This window comes from Chryseobacterium electrogenes (assembly GCF_053553015.1).
Genome location: NZ_JBNPPB010000002.1, coordinates 1597980 through 1612594, shown reverse-complemented (window position 1 = coordinate 1612594; position 14615 = coordinate 1597980). Strand labels below are relative to the sequence as shown.

7 protein-coding genes, 5 tRNA genes and 3 rRNA genes are annotated in these 14615 nt (G+C 37.9%); 11 read left to right on the top strand and 4 right to left on the bottom strand.

Features of this window, described 5'->3' with window-relative positions; translation table 11 throughout:
• Window positions 1-13: 13 nt before the first annotated feature.
• Window positions 14-775: a peroxide stress protein YaaA gene (gene yaaA, locus ACQQ6V_RS07430; protein WP_448844906.1), complete on the bottom strand. Its 762-nt coding sequence runs from the start codon at window positions 773-775 to the stop codon at window positions 14-16.
• A 119-nt stretch (window positions 776-894) separates the two neighbouring features.
• Window positions 895-1506 (bottom strand): L-threonylcarbamoyladenylate synthase, encoded by a 612-nt coding sequence (locus ACQQ6V_RS07425; protein ID WP_448844905.1) that lies wholly within the window; start codon window positions 1504-1506, stop codon window positions 895-897.
• 194 nt (window positions 1507-1700) lie between these two features.
• On the opposite strand from ACQQ6V_RS07425, the gene ACQQ6V_RS07420 reads away from it, so the two are divergent.
• The 11 genes from ACQQ6V_RS07420 (at window position 1701) to ACQQ6V_RS07370 (ending at window position 12319) form a co-directional block, all read left to right on the top strand.
• A tRNA-Met gene (locus tag ACQQ6V_RS07420) sits at window positions 1701-1773 on the top strand.
• Window positions 1774-1804: 31 nt separating this feature from the next.
• Window positions 1805-1877 (top strand) — tRNA-Met (locus tag ACQQ6V_RS07415).
• Between the two features lie 37 nt (window positions 1878-1914).
• Window positions 1915-1990, top strand: a tRNA-Met gene (locus tag ACQQ6V_RS07410).
• Window positions 1991-3178: 1188 nt separating this feature from the next.
• Window positions 3179-4695 (top strand): 16S ribosomal RNA (locus ACQQ6V_RS07405).
• A 209-nt stretch (window positions 4696-4904) separates the two neighbouring features.
• Window positions 4905-4978 (top strand) — tRNA-Ile (locus tag ACQQ6V_RS07400).
• Between the two features lie 100 nt (window positions 4979-5078).
• Window positions 5079-5152 (top strand) — tRNA-Ala (locus ACQQ6V_RS07395).
• 155 nt (window positions 5153-5307) lie between these two features.
• A 23S ribosomal RNA gene (locus ACQQ6V_RS07390) occupies window positions 5308-8070 on the top strand.
• 148 nt (window positions 8071-8218) lie between these two features.
• A 5S ribosomal RNA gene (gene rrf / locus ACQQ6V_RS07385) occupies window positions 8219-8326 on the top strand.
• Together the 16S, 23S and 5S rRNA genes with 2 tRNA genes alongside form the textbook arrangement of a ribosomal RNA operon.
• 602 nt (window positions 8327-8928) lie before the next feature.
• The gene (locus tag ACQQ6V_RS07380) at window positions 8929-9288 is read left to right on the top strand and encodes a BlaI/MecI/CopY family transcriptional regulator (RefSeq protein WP_448844904.1); all 360 of its coding nucleotides are present in this window, start codon (window positions 8929-8931) and stop codon (window positions 9286-9288) included.
• Window positions 9288-11414, top strand: coding sequence for a M56 family metallopeptidase (locus ACQQ6V_RS07375; protein WP_448844903.1), 2127 nt, complete (start codon window positions 9288-9290; stop codon window positions 11412-11414). Before ACQQ6V_RS07380 ends, ACQQ6V_RS07375 begins: the two co-directional genes overlap by 1 nt.
• 74 nt (window positions 11415-11488) lie before the next feature.
• Window positions 11489-12319, top strand: coding sequence for a GLPGLI family protein (locus tag ACQQ6V_RS07370; RefSeq protein WP_448844902.1), 831 nt, complete (start codon window positions 11489-11491; stop codon window positions 12317-12319).
• A 145-nt stretch (window positions 12320-12464) separates the two neighbouring features.
• Here ACQQ6V_RS07370 and fsa read toward each other — a convergent pair whose 3' ends face one another.
• The gene (fsa, locus tag ACQQ6V_RS07365) at window positions 12465-13118 is read right to left on the bottom strand and encodes a fructose-6-phosphate aldolase (protein WP_448844901.1); all 654 of its coding nucleotides are present in this window, start codon (window positions 13116-13118) and stop codon (window positions 12465-12467) included.
• Between the two features lie 98 nt (window positions 13119-13216).
• Window positions 13217-14602, bottom strand: coding sequence for a tetratricopeptide repeat protein (locus ACQQ6V_RS07360; protein WP_448844900.1), 1386 nt, complete (start codon window positions 14600-14602; stop codon window positions 13217-13219).
• Between the last annotated feature and the right edge of the window lie 13 nt (window positions 14603-14615).

Here is a 14615-nt window from a genome sequence, read left to right as displayed (position 1 = left end):
AAATAATGATTAATTATCGGGTGAAAACCAAATTAGTTTCTGTAGAAAGATTTTCGTCCAAAAGATAATTCTCATAGTTGAAAGCTTTAACATCGTCTAATGTTTTGACATTGTTTTCTGCACAATATCTCACCATTAATCCTCTCGCATGTTTTGTGTAGACAACAATCGTTTTCAGTTTGTCATCAGCTTGTATTTGTTTAAACTCAAAATTAATAATTGTTGCTTTGATTGCCTTTTTATCAATCACTTTAAAGTATTCGTTACTCGCCAAGTTAAGGACAATATCTTTAGCTTTGAGTTCGGCATTTAGTTGCGCTGTTACTTTTTCTCTCCAAAATTCATATAGATTTTTCGCGCCGTCTACAGGAAAAGCTTTCCCCATTTCTAATCGGTATAACATCACTTTATCAGACGGTTTTAGGTAGCCATAAAGTCCTGATAACATACGGTAGTTTTTTTGCAAATAGTCTACAGCATTTTTATCTAAAGTTTTGGCATCTAAGCCGCGATATACTTCTCCAACAAAGGCGAACATCGCAGGAGCAGACTCTGTCGGTTTTGGGTTAGCTTTCCAGTTTTGGTTGCGCTCCCAATTTTCGTTGGCTAATTTGGGCGAAATCTCCATGAGTTCTGACAGATATTTAGGATCTTTTTCACGAAGTTTTGACTGTATTTCTTCAGCTTCTTTAATAAAAGTGGGCGTGCTTATTTTTAGAAAATCGGTCTGATTATTGATATTCATTAATTTGGCTGGTGAAGTCAATATTTTCATAAAGTTGTTGGGCTGATTTTAATTTGAAAATGTAAATTTAGCAAAACCTTATTTAACCAAAAGATTCTGTTACAGTAATTAAATGACTGGCATCTATTTTTATATAAAGTGGTAATATATTAGATGTCTCCTTTCCCTTGTCTGATTACTTCTGGCTCTCCTGAAGTAAGATCTACAATTGTAGAAGCAATATTATCGCCGTAACCGCTGTCTATAACGATATCAACAAGGTTATCATATTTTTCTGCAATCAATTCTGGGTCGGTAGAGTACTCTATGATTTCGTCTTCATCATGGATGGATGTTGATGCAATGGGATGACCAAGTTTTTCTACGATAAGTTGCGGAATGCTATGATCCGGAACGCGGATACCAACGGTTTTTTTTCCTTTGTATGCTAAAGGCAAATTTTTATTAGCTTCCAAAATAAATGTAAAAGGACCTGGTAAATGATTTTTTAAGAACCGAAATGTTGATGTTTCAATAGGTTTTGTAAACTCAGATAAGTGGCTTAGGTCATTACATATAATAGAAAAATGAGCTTTTTCTAGTTTAACATTTTTGATGCTCGCTAGTTTCTCCATAGCTTTTAGGTTATAGATGTCACAACCTAATGCATAAATAGTGTCGGACGGATAAATAATAAGTCCTCCATTTTGCAATGTTTTTACGATTTGATCCAGATAATTTTCTTGTGGATTGTCAGGATATATTTTTAAAATTTTTGCCATAGTACAAATTTAGTAAAAAGAAATCGGCTGTAGGTTAAGTTTTTATGTAACTAAATGATAATAATAATATTTTTATTAAAAATGTAAAGCGTTGATAGTTATATTAGTTAAAGGATTATTGTGAAATATTTGCTTTATTTTGAAATATTAGATTTGTATTTTGAGAGAAAAATCGTACATTTGCAAAACAATATCGCGGGGTAGAGCAGTAGGTAGCTCGTCGGGCTCATAACCCGGAGGTCGCACGTTCGAGTCGTGTCTCCGCTACAAAAGTCACTTGATAAGTGCAAAAATATATCGCGGGATGGAGCAGTAGGTAGCTCGTCGGGCTCATAACCCGAAGGTCATCGGTTCGAGTCCGGTTCCCGCTACTAAGTTAACGCTTTCGGTAGGCGTTTTAAAATATACCGCGGGGTAGAGCAGTAGGTAGCTCGTCGGGCTCATAACCCGGAGGTCGCACGTTCGAGTCGTGTCCCCGCTACCAATAGGAGATTCAAAAATGAGTCTCCTTTTTTTTTGCTTAATTTTCAAGTGCTTAGATTTTTGCTAAAATTCTAAATTTTCTTAATCCTTATTAAAAATCACTTTTAGAGGCATGCAATTAGGCGTACCCTAAATTTTGAAAGACACTATCTTAATTATTTATATTGAGAAATATAATGTTTTTTTTTATATACATTTAGTTTCTATTGTTTGTGCTATTCATTCTTCAATTATCATTTCATTTAAAATGTTCTTCAAAATTGATACTTCTCGGGATATAACCAATTCTCATAATATTGTCGAGTATTTCCATTCCTCAAATTATATCTGCTCATTATCACATTTGCTCATCACCATATTGTCAAATCATCGCATCAATTTTGGCAATACCCTTGCCTTGGCGCAAGCCTTTGCTATAGGGTCGGGCTGTCCGCTGTATCTTTTACTTTTGTCACTCAGGTGTCTCCGCTTCGCTGCGCCGCCTCATTCCACAAGAAAAAGGATGTCGCTTCCATCCCTATTGCGAGCAAAGAGGGCAACTAGAAGCTTACTTTCATTATTTAAAATCGAATCCTTCCCGTTAAAAAAGATGCGCCTGACTAATTAGATAGGTTTATTTTATATAGCCTCTCGCTGTATTGTATCATCGTTGCATTTTCCAATCTTCGAATCCCATATCCATGTCTGAAGACTAAGATTAAAAAAATAGCATTGAATTTCAGTGTGTTTAAGGATGCGTTAATAAATAGTTCACAATAAGTTTGCGGGAGATATGTAAAGGGCTTACCTTTGCAGTCGCAATTAGAGATAAGAGCGGCGCAGAAGACAGTAAAGATGACATAAACTATAAAGATTCTCAAAAAATAAATACAAATTTTATTTGCGAGTATTGATAAAAAGTTTTACTTTTGCAAACGCAAATCGAGATAGATTAGCAAGCGTAGGAGTAGAGTATAAGATGTGTGATGATGATTATTATGGCTAAGAAAAATAGTAATAATAAGAGTTGTGTATATCGGAAAAAGTTTTTACTTTTGCACTCGCAAATCAGGGACGACTGACAGAGAAGATTCCTGATAGAAAAGCGAGAAGAATATAGATCATTGAAATAACATATAACAACCAAGTAAGGAAAAAAAACCAAAGCGTCAATTTTAGGATTGAGTAGAGTTTAAGGACAAACCAACATACAATGGAGAGTTTGATCCTGGCTCAGGATGAACGCTAGCGGGAGGCCTAACACATGCAAGCCGAGCGGTAGATGTCCTTCGGGACATTGAGAGCGGCGCACGGGTGCGTAACACGTGTGCAACCTACCTTTATCAGGGGGATAGCCCGAAGAAATTCGGATTAATACTCCATAATATGAGTCAAGGCATCTTGATTTATTGAAAACTCCGGTGGATAAAGATGGGCACGCGCAAGATTAGATAGTTGGTGAGGTAACGGCTCACCAAGTCTACGATCTTTAAGGGCCTGAGAGGGTGATCCCCCACACTGGTACTGAGACACGGACCAGACTCCTACGGGAGGCAGCAGTGAGGAATATTGGACAATGGGTGAGAGCCTGATCCAGCCATCCCGCGTGAAGGACGACGGTTCTATGGATTGTAAACTTCTTTTATATAGGGATAAACCTACTTACGTGTAAGTAGCTGAAGGTACTATATGAATAAGCACCGGCTAACTCCGTGCCAGCAGCCGCGGTAATACGGAGGGTGCAAGCGTTATCCGGATTTATTGGGTTTAAAGGGTCCGTAGGCGGGCTTGTAAGTCAGTGGTGAAATCCGGCAGCTTAACTGTCGAACTGCCATTGATACTGCAAGTCTTGAGTAAAGTAGAAGTGGCTGGAATAAGTAGTGTAGCGGTGAAATGCATAGATATTACTTAGAACACCAATTGCGAAGGCAGGTCACTATGTTTTAACTGACGCTGATGGACGAAAGCGTGGGGAGCGAACAGGATTAGATACCCTGGTAGTCCACGCCGTAAACGATGCTAACTCGTTTTTGGGATTTAGGTTTCAGAGACTAAGCGAAAGTGATAAGTTAGCCACCTGGGGAGTACGTTCGCAAGAATGAAACTCAAAGGAATTGACGGGGGCCCGCACAAGCGGTGGAGCATGTGGTTTAATTCGATGATACGCGAGGAACCTTACCAAGGCTTAAATGGGAATTGACAGGTTTAGAAATAGACTTTTCTTTCGGACAATTTTCAAGGTGCTGCATGGTTGTCGTCAGCTCGTGCCGTGAGGTGTTAGGTTAAGTCCTGCAACGAGCGCAACCCCTGTCACTAGTTGCTAACATTAAGTTGAGGACTCTAGTGAGACTGCCTACGCAAGTAGAGAGGAAGGTGGGGATGACGTCAAATCATCACGGCCCTTACGCCTTGGGCCACACACGTGCTACAATGGACGGTACAGAGGGACGCTACCAGGCGACTGGATGCAAATCTCGAAAGCCGTTCTCAGTTCGGATTGGAGTCTGCAACTCGACTCTATGAAGCTGGAATCGCTAGTAATCGCGCATCAGCCATGGCGCGGTGAATACGTTCCCGGGCCTTGTACACACCGCCCGTCAAGCCATGGAAGTCTGGGGTACCTGAAGTCGGTGACCGTAACAGGAGCTGCCTAGGGTAAAACAGGTAACTAGGGCTAAGTCGTAACAAGGTAGCCGTACCGGAAGGTGCGGCTGGAACATCTCATTTTAGAGCGTCTTTAAGACGAAAAACGTACAAGTCATTAGATTGACAACAAGACCTTAGACAAAACTACAAGTTTTGGTTTTTTTACTCGGTTGGATATATAAAAAAGATAAACCCACTAGAAATTAGTATAGGGAAGAGATTTGGAAAAAGAAGTTAGGAATTAGAAGTTAGAAATTAGTCTAACCTCTATTATCTAACATCTAAAACGAAGTCTCGTAGCTCAGCTGGTTAGAGCGCTACACTGATAATGTAGAGGTCGGCAGTTCGAGCCTGCCCGAGACTACTAATTGGAATAGAGGTTAGAGGTCAGAATTTAGAAGTTAGATATATGCGCAAGCAAAAGTCTAATATCTAATATCTATCATCTAACATCTTAACTAGAGGGGGAATTAGCTCAGCTGGCTAGAGCGCCTGCCTTGCACGCAGGAGGTCAAGGGTTCGACTCCCTTATTCTCCACAGTTTTAGGAGTTTGATTTAAAAGTTACGATTGGAGCCAAAAACAACAATTGTTCATCAGACAAATAAGAAGAAAACAAAGATCATTGACATTAACGGTAAAGACATCACAAAGAGAAAACCGAGCGCAAACAAGCGCTTGAGTAACCAATAGGAAAGAAATCGTTAAGGGCGTATGGCGGATGCCTAGGCTTTCAGAGGCGAAGAAGGACGTGGTAAGCTGCGAAAAGCTGCGGGGATCGGCACACACGAATTGATCCGCAGATGTCCGAATGGGGCAACCCGTCTGGTTGAAGACCAGTCATCTTGATGTTTACATTGAGAAGCAAACCCGGAGAACTGAAACATCTAAGTACCCGGAGGAAAAGAAATCGAAGAGATTCCGTAAGTAGTGGCGAGCGAACGCGGATTAGCCCAAAAGTCTTTATATATTTAGAAGAATGTTCTGGAAAGAACAGCCGTAGACGGTGATAGCCCGGTATTCGAAAGGTATATTTAGATGATAAATGAGTATGGCGGGACACGTGAAATCCTGTCTGAATATGGGGGGACCATCCTCCAAGGCTAAATACTCCTGAAAGACCGATAGTGAACAAGTACTGTGAAGGAAAGGTGAAAAGCACTTCGAATAGAAGGGTGAAATAGAACCTGAAACCGTACGCCTACAAGCGGTCGGAGCTCACAAGTTGAGTGACGGCGTGCCTTTTGCATAATGAGCCTACGAGTTAATGTTACTAGCGAGGTTAAGGACTTCAGGTCCGGAGCTGGAGCGAAAGCGAGTTTGAATAGGGCGCTTAGTTAGTAGTATTAGACGCGAAACCTTGTGATCTACCCATGGGCAGGTTGAAGCTTTGGTAACACAAAGTGGAGGACCGAACCGGTTGACGTTGAAAAGTCTTCGGATGACTTGTGGGTAGGGGTGAAAGGCCAATCAAACTGGGAGATAGCTCGTACTCTCCGAAATGCATTTAGGTGCAGCGTCGTATATAAGTTTATTAGAGGTAGAGCTACTGATTGGATGCGGGGGAGTCAAATCCTACCAATTCCTGACAAACTCCGAATGCTAATAAATGTTCTACGGCAGTGAGGGCATGGGTGCTAAGGTCCATGTCCGAGAGGGAAAGAACCCAGACCAACAGCTAAGGTGCCCCAAATATATGTTAAGTTGAAATAACGCGGTTGGACTGCATTGACAGCTAGGATGTTGGCTTGGAAGCAGCCATTCATTTAAAGAGTGCGTAACAGCTCACTAGTCGAGCGGTCCGGCATGGATAATAATCGGGCATAAACATATTACCGAAGCTATGGATTTATACCTTAGGGGTATATCTGGTAGGAGAGCATTCTATTTGCGCCGAAGCAGTATCGTGAGGTATTGTGGAGCGGATAGAAAAGAAAATGTAGGCATAAGTAACGATAAAGGGGGCGAGAAACCCCCTCACCGAAAGACTAAGGTTTCCTCAGCCATGCTAATCAGCTGAGGGTTAGTCTGGACCTAACGCGAACCCGAACCTGGAAGTGGATGGACAATGGGTTAATATTCCCATACTTGCTCACACTAAAAGGGGACGGAGTGCCGTACTTACTGGAGACTGACGGAATAGTCAAGACCTAGCCTTCGGGCGAAGTTGTTGTAAGGAAAGCGCTTCCAAGAAAAGCCGAAGTGAAGCAACCCGTACCAAAACCGACACAGGTAGTCGAGGAGAGAATCCTAAGGTGCTCGAGTGAGTCGTGGCTAAGGAACTAGGCAAAATAGTCTCGTAACTTCGGAAGAAGAGACGCCAACAGCAATGTTGGCCGCAGTGAAGAGGCCCAGGCGACTGTTTATCAAAAACACAGGACTCTGCTAAATCGAAAGATGCTGTATAGGGTCTGACACCTGCCCGGTGCTGGAAGGTTAAGGAAGGGCGTTAGCGTAAGCGAAGCGTTTGACTGAAGCCCCAGTAAACGGCGGCCGTAACTATAACGGTCCTAAGGTAGCGAAATTCCTTGTCGGGTAAGTTCCGACCTGCACGAATGGTGTAACGATCTGGGCACTGTCTCAGCCACGAGCTCGGTGAAATTGTAGTATCGGTGAAGATGCCGATTACCCGCAATGGGACGAAAGACCCTGTGAACCTTTACTATAACTTCGTATTGACTTTGAGTAAGTAATGTGTAGGATAGGTGGGAGACTTTGAAGCAGGCACGCTAGTGTTTGTGGAGTCAACGTTGAAATACCACCCTTTACTTACTTGGAGCCTAACTTCTTTTAGAAGGACATTGCGTGGTGGGTAGTTTGACTGGGGTGGTCGCCTCCAAAAGAGTAACGGAGGCTTTCAAAGGTACCCTCAGCACGCTTGGTAACCGTGCGTAGAGTGTAATGGCATAAGGGTGCTTGACTGTGAGACCAACAAGTCGATCAGGTGCGAAAGCAGGACATAGTGATCCGGTGGTTCCGTATGGAAGGGCCATCGCTCATAGGATAAAAGGTACTCCGGGGATAACAGGCTAGTCTCCCCCAAGAGCTCACATCGACGGGAGGTTCGGCACCTCGATGTCGGCTCGTCACATCCTGGGGCTGGAGAAGGTCCAAGGGTTGGGCTGTTCGCCCATTAAAGTGGCACGCGAGCTGGGTTCAGAACGTCGTGAGACAGTTCGGTCTCTATCTATTGCGGGCGTTAGAAGTTTGAGCGGACTTGACTCTAGTACGAGAGGACCGTGTTGAACAAACCTCTGGTGTATCAGTTGTACCGCCAGGTGCACCGCTGAGTAGCTACGTTTGGAAGAGATAAGCACTGAAAGCATATAAGTGCGAAACTCGCCGCAAGATTAGACTTCTTTTAAGGGTCGTGGGAGATGACCACGTTGATAGGCTATAGGTGTAAAGGCAGTAATGTCATAGCCAAGTAGTACTAATTACCCGTAGATTTATAGCCTATTGTAAAGCGCAAGTTTGCGCGCCAAAGGTTTTGTCTTTGTGAACGTTTTTATCGATAAACATAGTTTTTAGTTTTTAGTGTATTGTTTTTAGTATGAATGCTAAATAGCCAACACTAAATACCCAAAACTAAAATATACCTTATTTAGGGTGGTTTTAGCAGAGGGGCTCACCTGTTCCCATTCCGAACACAGAAGTTAAGCCCTCTAGCGCCGATGGTACTGCTAACGCGGGAGAGTAGGTCGCCGCCAGTTTTTTTTAAAGCTCAATCATTTAGTTGATTGAGCTTTTTTTTGATCCATACTTTTGAAAAAAGACGAAAGAAATTAAACTTTAGAAGTTAGATATTAGAAATGTGATGAAAAGACATGAGAAACGAAATGGCATATACCGCATCAACAAATCAGCAAATCAACAAATCGTCATATCACCGTATCTCCACATCGTCCTCGCGCTAGGGATAGAAGCGGTTATCCTTTTTCTTTTGACTTCTGGTGATTATTGTAATAGATTTTGAGGTGATGAAGTTCTAAACAACAAAAGATAGACACTGGAAAAAAGAAAAAGATAGTAGCGGATAGCCCGGTGACATAGCCTAAGCCTGGACTTAAGCAAGGAAGGATAGGGCAAGTGCCATAGATATTATTATTATTTTATATCTAGTAATAATGTATTTACTACAGTCATTAATTGATATAAGTGTTAATTATTTGATTTTAACCAATTTGTTTTCAATAGTTTATAATTATTAACTTCTTTTAACTAAAAAAATAGTTGTAAGAATGGAAAATTATTCTACATTTGTATTACTAATTAATTAGTGATATAAGATTGATTGATTTTAAAAGTAATAATTATGAACAAGTTGACAAAAGCAGAGGAACAAGTAATGCAGTATCTATGGACGATAGAAAAAGGTTTTCTAAAAGATATTTTAGAACTTTTTCAAGAGCCTAAACCACATACCAATACTATTTCTACAATTCTTAAAATCTTGATGGAAAAAGGATTTGTCGAGTACAAAACCTTCGGGCGTCAACATGAATATTACCCTGTCGTTTCTAAAGAAAACTATAGTGGAAGAAGCATAAAAAGCTTGGTGAAAAATTATTTTGAAGGATCTTATACTAATGCTGTTTCTTTTTTGGTAGAAAAAAATGAGATTAGCGTAGAAGATCTAGAGATGTTGTTAGACGAACTAAAATCTAAGGACTAATGGAAACTTTATTACTCTATCTGGGCAAGATGATATTGTGTTCTGCCGTAATGTACGCATATTATATCTTGTTTTTAAAAGATAAAACATTTCATCACTATAACCGATTTTATCTTCTTCTGACGGTTATTATCAGCTTATTTTTACCATTATTGAAGGTCTCATACTTCACCATGGAAATTAATAATAAACTGCTGTTATTAATTGCTAATCTACAATCACAACCTATTAATTCTCACAACGATGGTTTCAGTATTTATACAATTTTTTCTCTATTGTTTGGATTGGTTTCAATCCTGTTTTTAGGGAAGTTAGGCTACGGAATTTTGAAAATTAACCATATCAAAAAACAATTTCCCAATGAGAAGATAGAAGGGATAAACTTTTATCATACCAATCTAGAGGAAGCACCATTCTCGTTTTTCAGACATCTTTTTTGGAAAAAATCCATCGAAATTCAGTCCTCTGTTGGACAACAGATTCTTAAGCACGAGATGGTTCATATAGAACAAAAACATACATGGGATAAGCTTTTTATGCAATTGGTAAAAGCTATATTCTGGATGAATCCTATGTTTTATATTATTAATAAAGAAATCAATCTTATTCACGAATATTTAGCGGATAATAAGGCGGTAAAACGGTCAGATACCAAAGCATTTGCGCAGATGTTATTGGCAAGTCATTTTCCCGGGAGAACTTTACCCGCAACAAGTCCATTCTTATCTTCTAACCTCAAAAAAAGATTAAAAATGCTTACAAAAAGTAAACCAAAATATAGCTATGCACGTAGAATCTTTGCGTTACCATTGCTGTTTTCTTTGTCTTTTGCGTACCTCGTTAATGCTAAAAATAAAGAGATTAAAAAAACTAATATTGCTATAGATCTTGCGGTCGAAAATTTGCAAAAAGACACATTGACTTTGCAGTCTGCTTCGTCTGAAGTTGTAGAACCTATCAAGCCTACACAAAATGCCCTGATAGAAACTAATGAACAAATTGCAAAGGATAACCAAAAAATAGCTGAGATTAACCAAAAGATTGCAGAGAAAAATAAATCAATTAGTGAGATGATCAAAGCTAAAAAGACTAAAAGCGAAGATTTTGCTCAGAAAGGAAAAGAAGTTGATTATTTGCAATCGCAAGTAGATGGTCTTGTCAACTCAGATAGATACAAGGATTTATTGAAAAAGTCTGATGAGTATAGTAAGAAGATGGAAGAATATTTCAATTCTGCTGAGTTTAATAAAAAGATAGCTGATGCAGAGAAACGTGCTGCTGAAGTTGATGCAAAATTCAATTCGCCGGAGTTTAAAAAGAGAATTGCAGATGCAGAGAAACGTGCTGCTGAAGCTGATGCAAAATTCAATTCGCCGGAGTTTAAAAAGAGAATTGCAGATGCAGAGAAACGCGCTGCTGAAGCTGATGCAAAATTTAATTCACCGGAGTTTAAAAAGAGAATAGCTGATGCAGAAAAACGCGCTAAAGATCTAGAAATCAAATTTATTTCTGCAAAATTTAAAAAGAGATCTGAAGATGGTAAGAAAAATAATAGTAATGTAATTATTTTGCCCAATAATAATTTTAGTTTTTCTAATAGTTTTGATGTCGCTGACCTAGGTAAGATTTTTGATTTAAGAGATGTCAAATTTGACAATAAAGAAGTTCAGGAACTATTGGCTAAGCTTCCGAATGGAAAAGATATGAAAGGTGGCGGAGCAATTGTTAATTTTAATGATTTTGCTTTCGGGAGAGAGCTGACAGCAAAAGAGAAGCGTCAATACGAAAAACGTCAGAAAAAAATTAAAGAACTTCAGGAAGAAATTAATAAGAAAAGAAAAGAATTAAAACAGGATTTACCATTAGTAGGTAGTCCTTGGGTATTGAATTCTAATTTTACTGATATGAAACCTGCGTCAACTAATCTTTATAAAAATAATACGAGAATTATTATTGACGGAAAAAATCTTGATGAATTAGGTCGTGCATCTGGTACTAAATTTTATCTTAATGGTGAAGAAGTGAGCAGCGAAACAATCCAATCTATCGATAACAATAATATTAAGAATATTAATATTAATAAGGCTAATGGTAAAAGCGAGTTGAGTATAGAAACCAGAAAATAACATAAAACCACTATTTAATATTTAGCCAGGAGGGATTATTTTTTAATCCCTTTTGTTTTCAAATCCTAAAACTTATGAGAAAATATTTACTTTTATTAGTTTTTTTTAGCCTACTTTTTTCGGCTCAAAATCAACGTTACATTTATGAATATAAAATTATAAAAGATTCTACTGATCGTGATAATGTCAGAAACGAAATGATGTTTCTGGACACTTCCAAAGAAGGCTCGCGATATTATAGTTACACGGCTTATCATTCTGATTCCTTAATGTTAGTTAGTCTGGAGCAACAACTTAAAGCGACAGGTATGATTAATATAAAATCAGACATGAAAAAAGAAGCTGTACGTTACAGTGTTAGTAAGACATATCCTGATTATAAAGTTAACTTGCACAATAAAATTGGCACTGATAATTACAATATTTCTGAAGACAGAAAATTCAACTGGAGCATTACTTCTGATAAACAAAAAATAGGAAAATGGAATACCCAAAAAGCCACTTTAGATTTTGCAGGAAGACAATGGACTGCGTGGTTCACTACAGAAATTCCATTGCAAGATGGACCGTATAAGTTTTCTGGTTTGCCTGGTTTGATTGTTAAAATTGAAGATAAATCCCAATCTCATATTTTAGAATTAAGAGGTATTAAGACCATTTCGGATGCAGAGTATAATGCAAAGTCAAAACCTAAGAAAGAAGTATCTCTTAACTTAAAACAATATCAAAAAATTATCACAGACTACGAGAATGACCCAACTAAAGGTCTTAAGCAAGCATCTATGGGAAATATTACTATGTTACCTGCGGAAGGCGGCGACAATCGTTGGATAAAAGAACGTGAGGAAAGTTTGAAAAAAGAATTGAAAAAAGATAATAACAAAATCGAGCTTTCATTTAAATAAAACCAAATCACGGATTATTGTGATAATTTCACACAATTAATTTTTGATCCAAAACTAAAGAATAGAATTAGATATTTTAAAGTAAAATAAAAATTCCGAAGCGATAAAGCTTCGGAATTTTTTTATGAATTGAAATTAATTGTTATTAGCTTAATTTCTTAGCATCTGCTACAAATTGAGCCAATCCGCTATCTGTCAAAGGATGATTTAACAAATTAAGAATCGAAGCTAATGGCGATGTAATAACATCAGCACCAATTTTAGCACAATTGATAATATGCATTGGGTTTCTGATAGATGCTGCTAAAATCTCTGTATCAAAAAAGTAATTATCATAGATTGTTCTAATCTCTTGGATTAACTCGATAGAATCTACAGAGATGTCGTCTAATCTTCCTAAGAAAGGCGATACATAAGTTGCACCAGCTTTAGCCGCTAATAATGCCTGACCAGCAGAGAATATTAGTGTACAATTGGTTTTTATACCTTTATCAGAAAAGTATTTTAAAGCTTTTATTCCGTCTTTAATCATTGGTATTTTTACCACGATTCTTTCGTGCAATGCAGCTAACTCGTCACCTTCTTTGATCATTTCTTCATAAGTTGTAGACAATACTTCTGCAGAAACGTCACCGTCTACGATATTACAAATATCAACATAATGTTGGTTAATAGCGGCTTTACCAGAAATACCTTCTTTAGCCATTAATGATGGATTAGTTGTTACACCATCCAAAATACCAAGATCTTGAGCTTCTTTGATTTGTGCTAGATTAGCTGTATCAATAAAAAATTTCATAAGAATGAGTTTAATTTTCGGTTTATACAAAGATACTTTATAATTCTAGTATCTCTAAAATATTTATAAAAAAAGGAAGCAAAAAGCTTCCTTTGATATTATTTTTTAAGTTGAGCTTCAATTGCTTTAAACTCGTTATACTTAGCCGTGTTTTGTGTTGACATATAGAAACTTTTTAATAAAGAGACATTGTCAATATCTTTCGGGTCTATTGCATAAAGTTTTTCTGCATAAGGTAAAGCTTTAGCAAAACGTGCACGACGTTTCTCCATTACTTTGTTAGCCTCATCAATCTTACCAGATTTTCTTAATGAGTTGTAATCATCAACAGTTTTTGGATCATCACCCATTTGGAAATAAACCATATTAACTAATGCAGATTTATTGGTTGGGTCAATCTGTATTGTCTTACTGAAGGCTTCTTCTGTTTCTTTTTGTTTGTTAGGATCTTTGCTCATGATAACTCCTAAATTGTACCAAGCAACCGCATCATTAGGGTTTTTAGCAATTTGAGCCTTTAGAGTATTAACAAATTCGTCTGTTTTACCAGCTTTGTAATATGCTAAACTTTGAGTTTGAGAAAGCTTATTATTATTAGGGAATTTTTTTAATCCTTTTTCTGTTGCGGTAATGGCATCATCAAATTTTCCCATGTCAAACAATAGAAGAGATTGTATCTCGTACATTTCTTCTTCTTTGCTTGGCGTATTTTCAATTTTAAAATCTGTGAAATCAGAAGATGCTCCCATTTTTTTATACAAATCAAATGTAGATTTATCTAAATTTTCATTTTGATTTGTTTTCTTATTTTTAGCAACATAATTAGTTTCTACGCCTGTATAACCTTCGTTAATCAATATATTGAAAACATCAGCTGCTTGACTTTTTTTATCCGTGCTTTGTGCGTAAGCTACACCAGAGTAATAAAGATAACTTTTATTATCCTGACCTCCTGCTTTTAGAAGATAATAAGATTCTCGGAATTTATCACCAGCAGAACCGTAATTTTTAGCATCATAGTCCGCAGAAGCTTGCTTGCTCACTGCTTGTAGTGTAGGATTGATGTTATTACCAATTTTAGAAGCTAGAGTAGGTGTGTATTTTTCTTCTTTTAAAGATAATCCAGCTCCTAATTTTTCTGCTTCAGTTTTTCCTACAAAATAGACTTTGTTTTTGTCAGCATTTTTACCTGTGAATACAGATTGCTTACCAAGGTCTGTGATTTTTGCTAAAATAGTTGCGCCCTCTGTAACCTTACCAGATTTTAAAAGAGCGAGACCTTTAGCATAATATAATTGTTCTTGTAAAGAAGGTTCTAAAAGATAAGTTTTATCTCCAATAATTGCTTCTGCTTTTGCAACTTCCGAAGTAGCAGTGTTATTATCACCAGCTTCTACAGCTTTTACAGCATTGGCGATTTCTTTTTTCTGTCCAAATACAATTGAGGCAGAAATTAATGTGATGCTTAAAACTATTTTTTTCATAAATAATCTTTTT

What these genes read in the sequence shown, in the direction of transcription:
- yaaA (WP_448844906.1), bottom strand. Translation starts at nt 775, where the DNA reads ATGAAAATATTGACTTCACCAGCCAAATTAATGAATATCAATAATCAG.
- ACQQ6V_RS07425 (WP_448844905.1), bottom strand. Translation starts at nt 1,506, where the DNA reads ATGGCAAAAATTTTAAAAATATATCCTGACAATCCACAAGAAAATTAT.
- ACQQ6V_RS07380 (WP_448844904.1), top strand. Translation starts at nt 8,929, where the DNA reads ATGAACAAGTTGACAAAAGCAGAGGAACAAGTAATGCAGTATCTATGG.
- ACQQ6V_RS07375 (WP_448844903.1), top strand. Translation starts at nt 9,288, where the DNA reads ATGGAAACTTTATTACTCTATCTGGGCAAGATGATATTGTGTTCTGCC.
- ACQQ6V_RS07370 (WP_448844902.1), top strand. Translation starts at nt 11,489, where the DNA reads ATGAGAAAATATTTACTTTTATTAGTTTTTTTTAGCCTACTTTTTTCG.
- fsa (WP_448844901.1), bottom strand. Translation starts at nt 13,118, where the DNA reads ATGAAATTTTTTATTGATACAGCTAATCTAGCACAAATCAAAGAAGCT.
- ACQQ6V_RS07360 (WP_448844900.1), bottom strand. Translation starts at nt 14,602, where the DNA reads ATGAAAAAAATAGTTTTAAGCATCACATTAATTTCTGCCTCAATTGTA.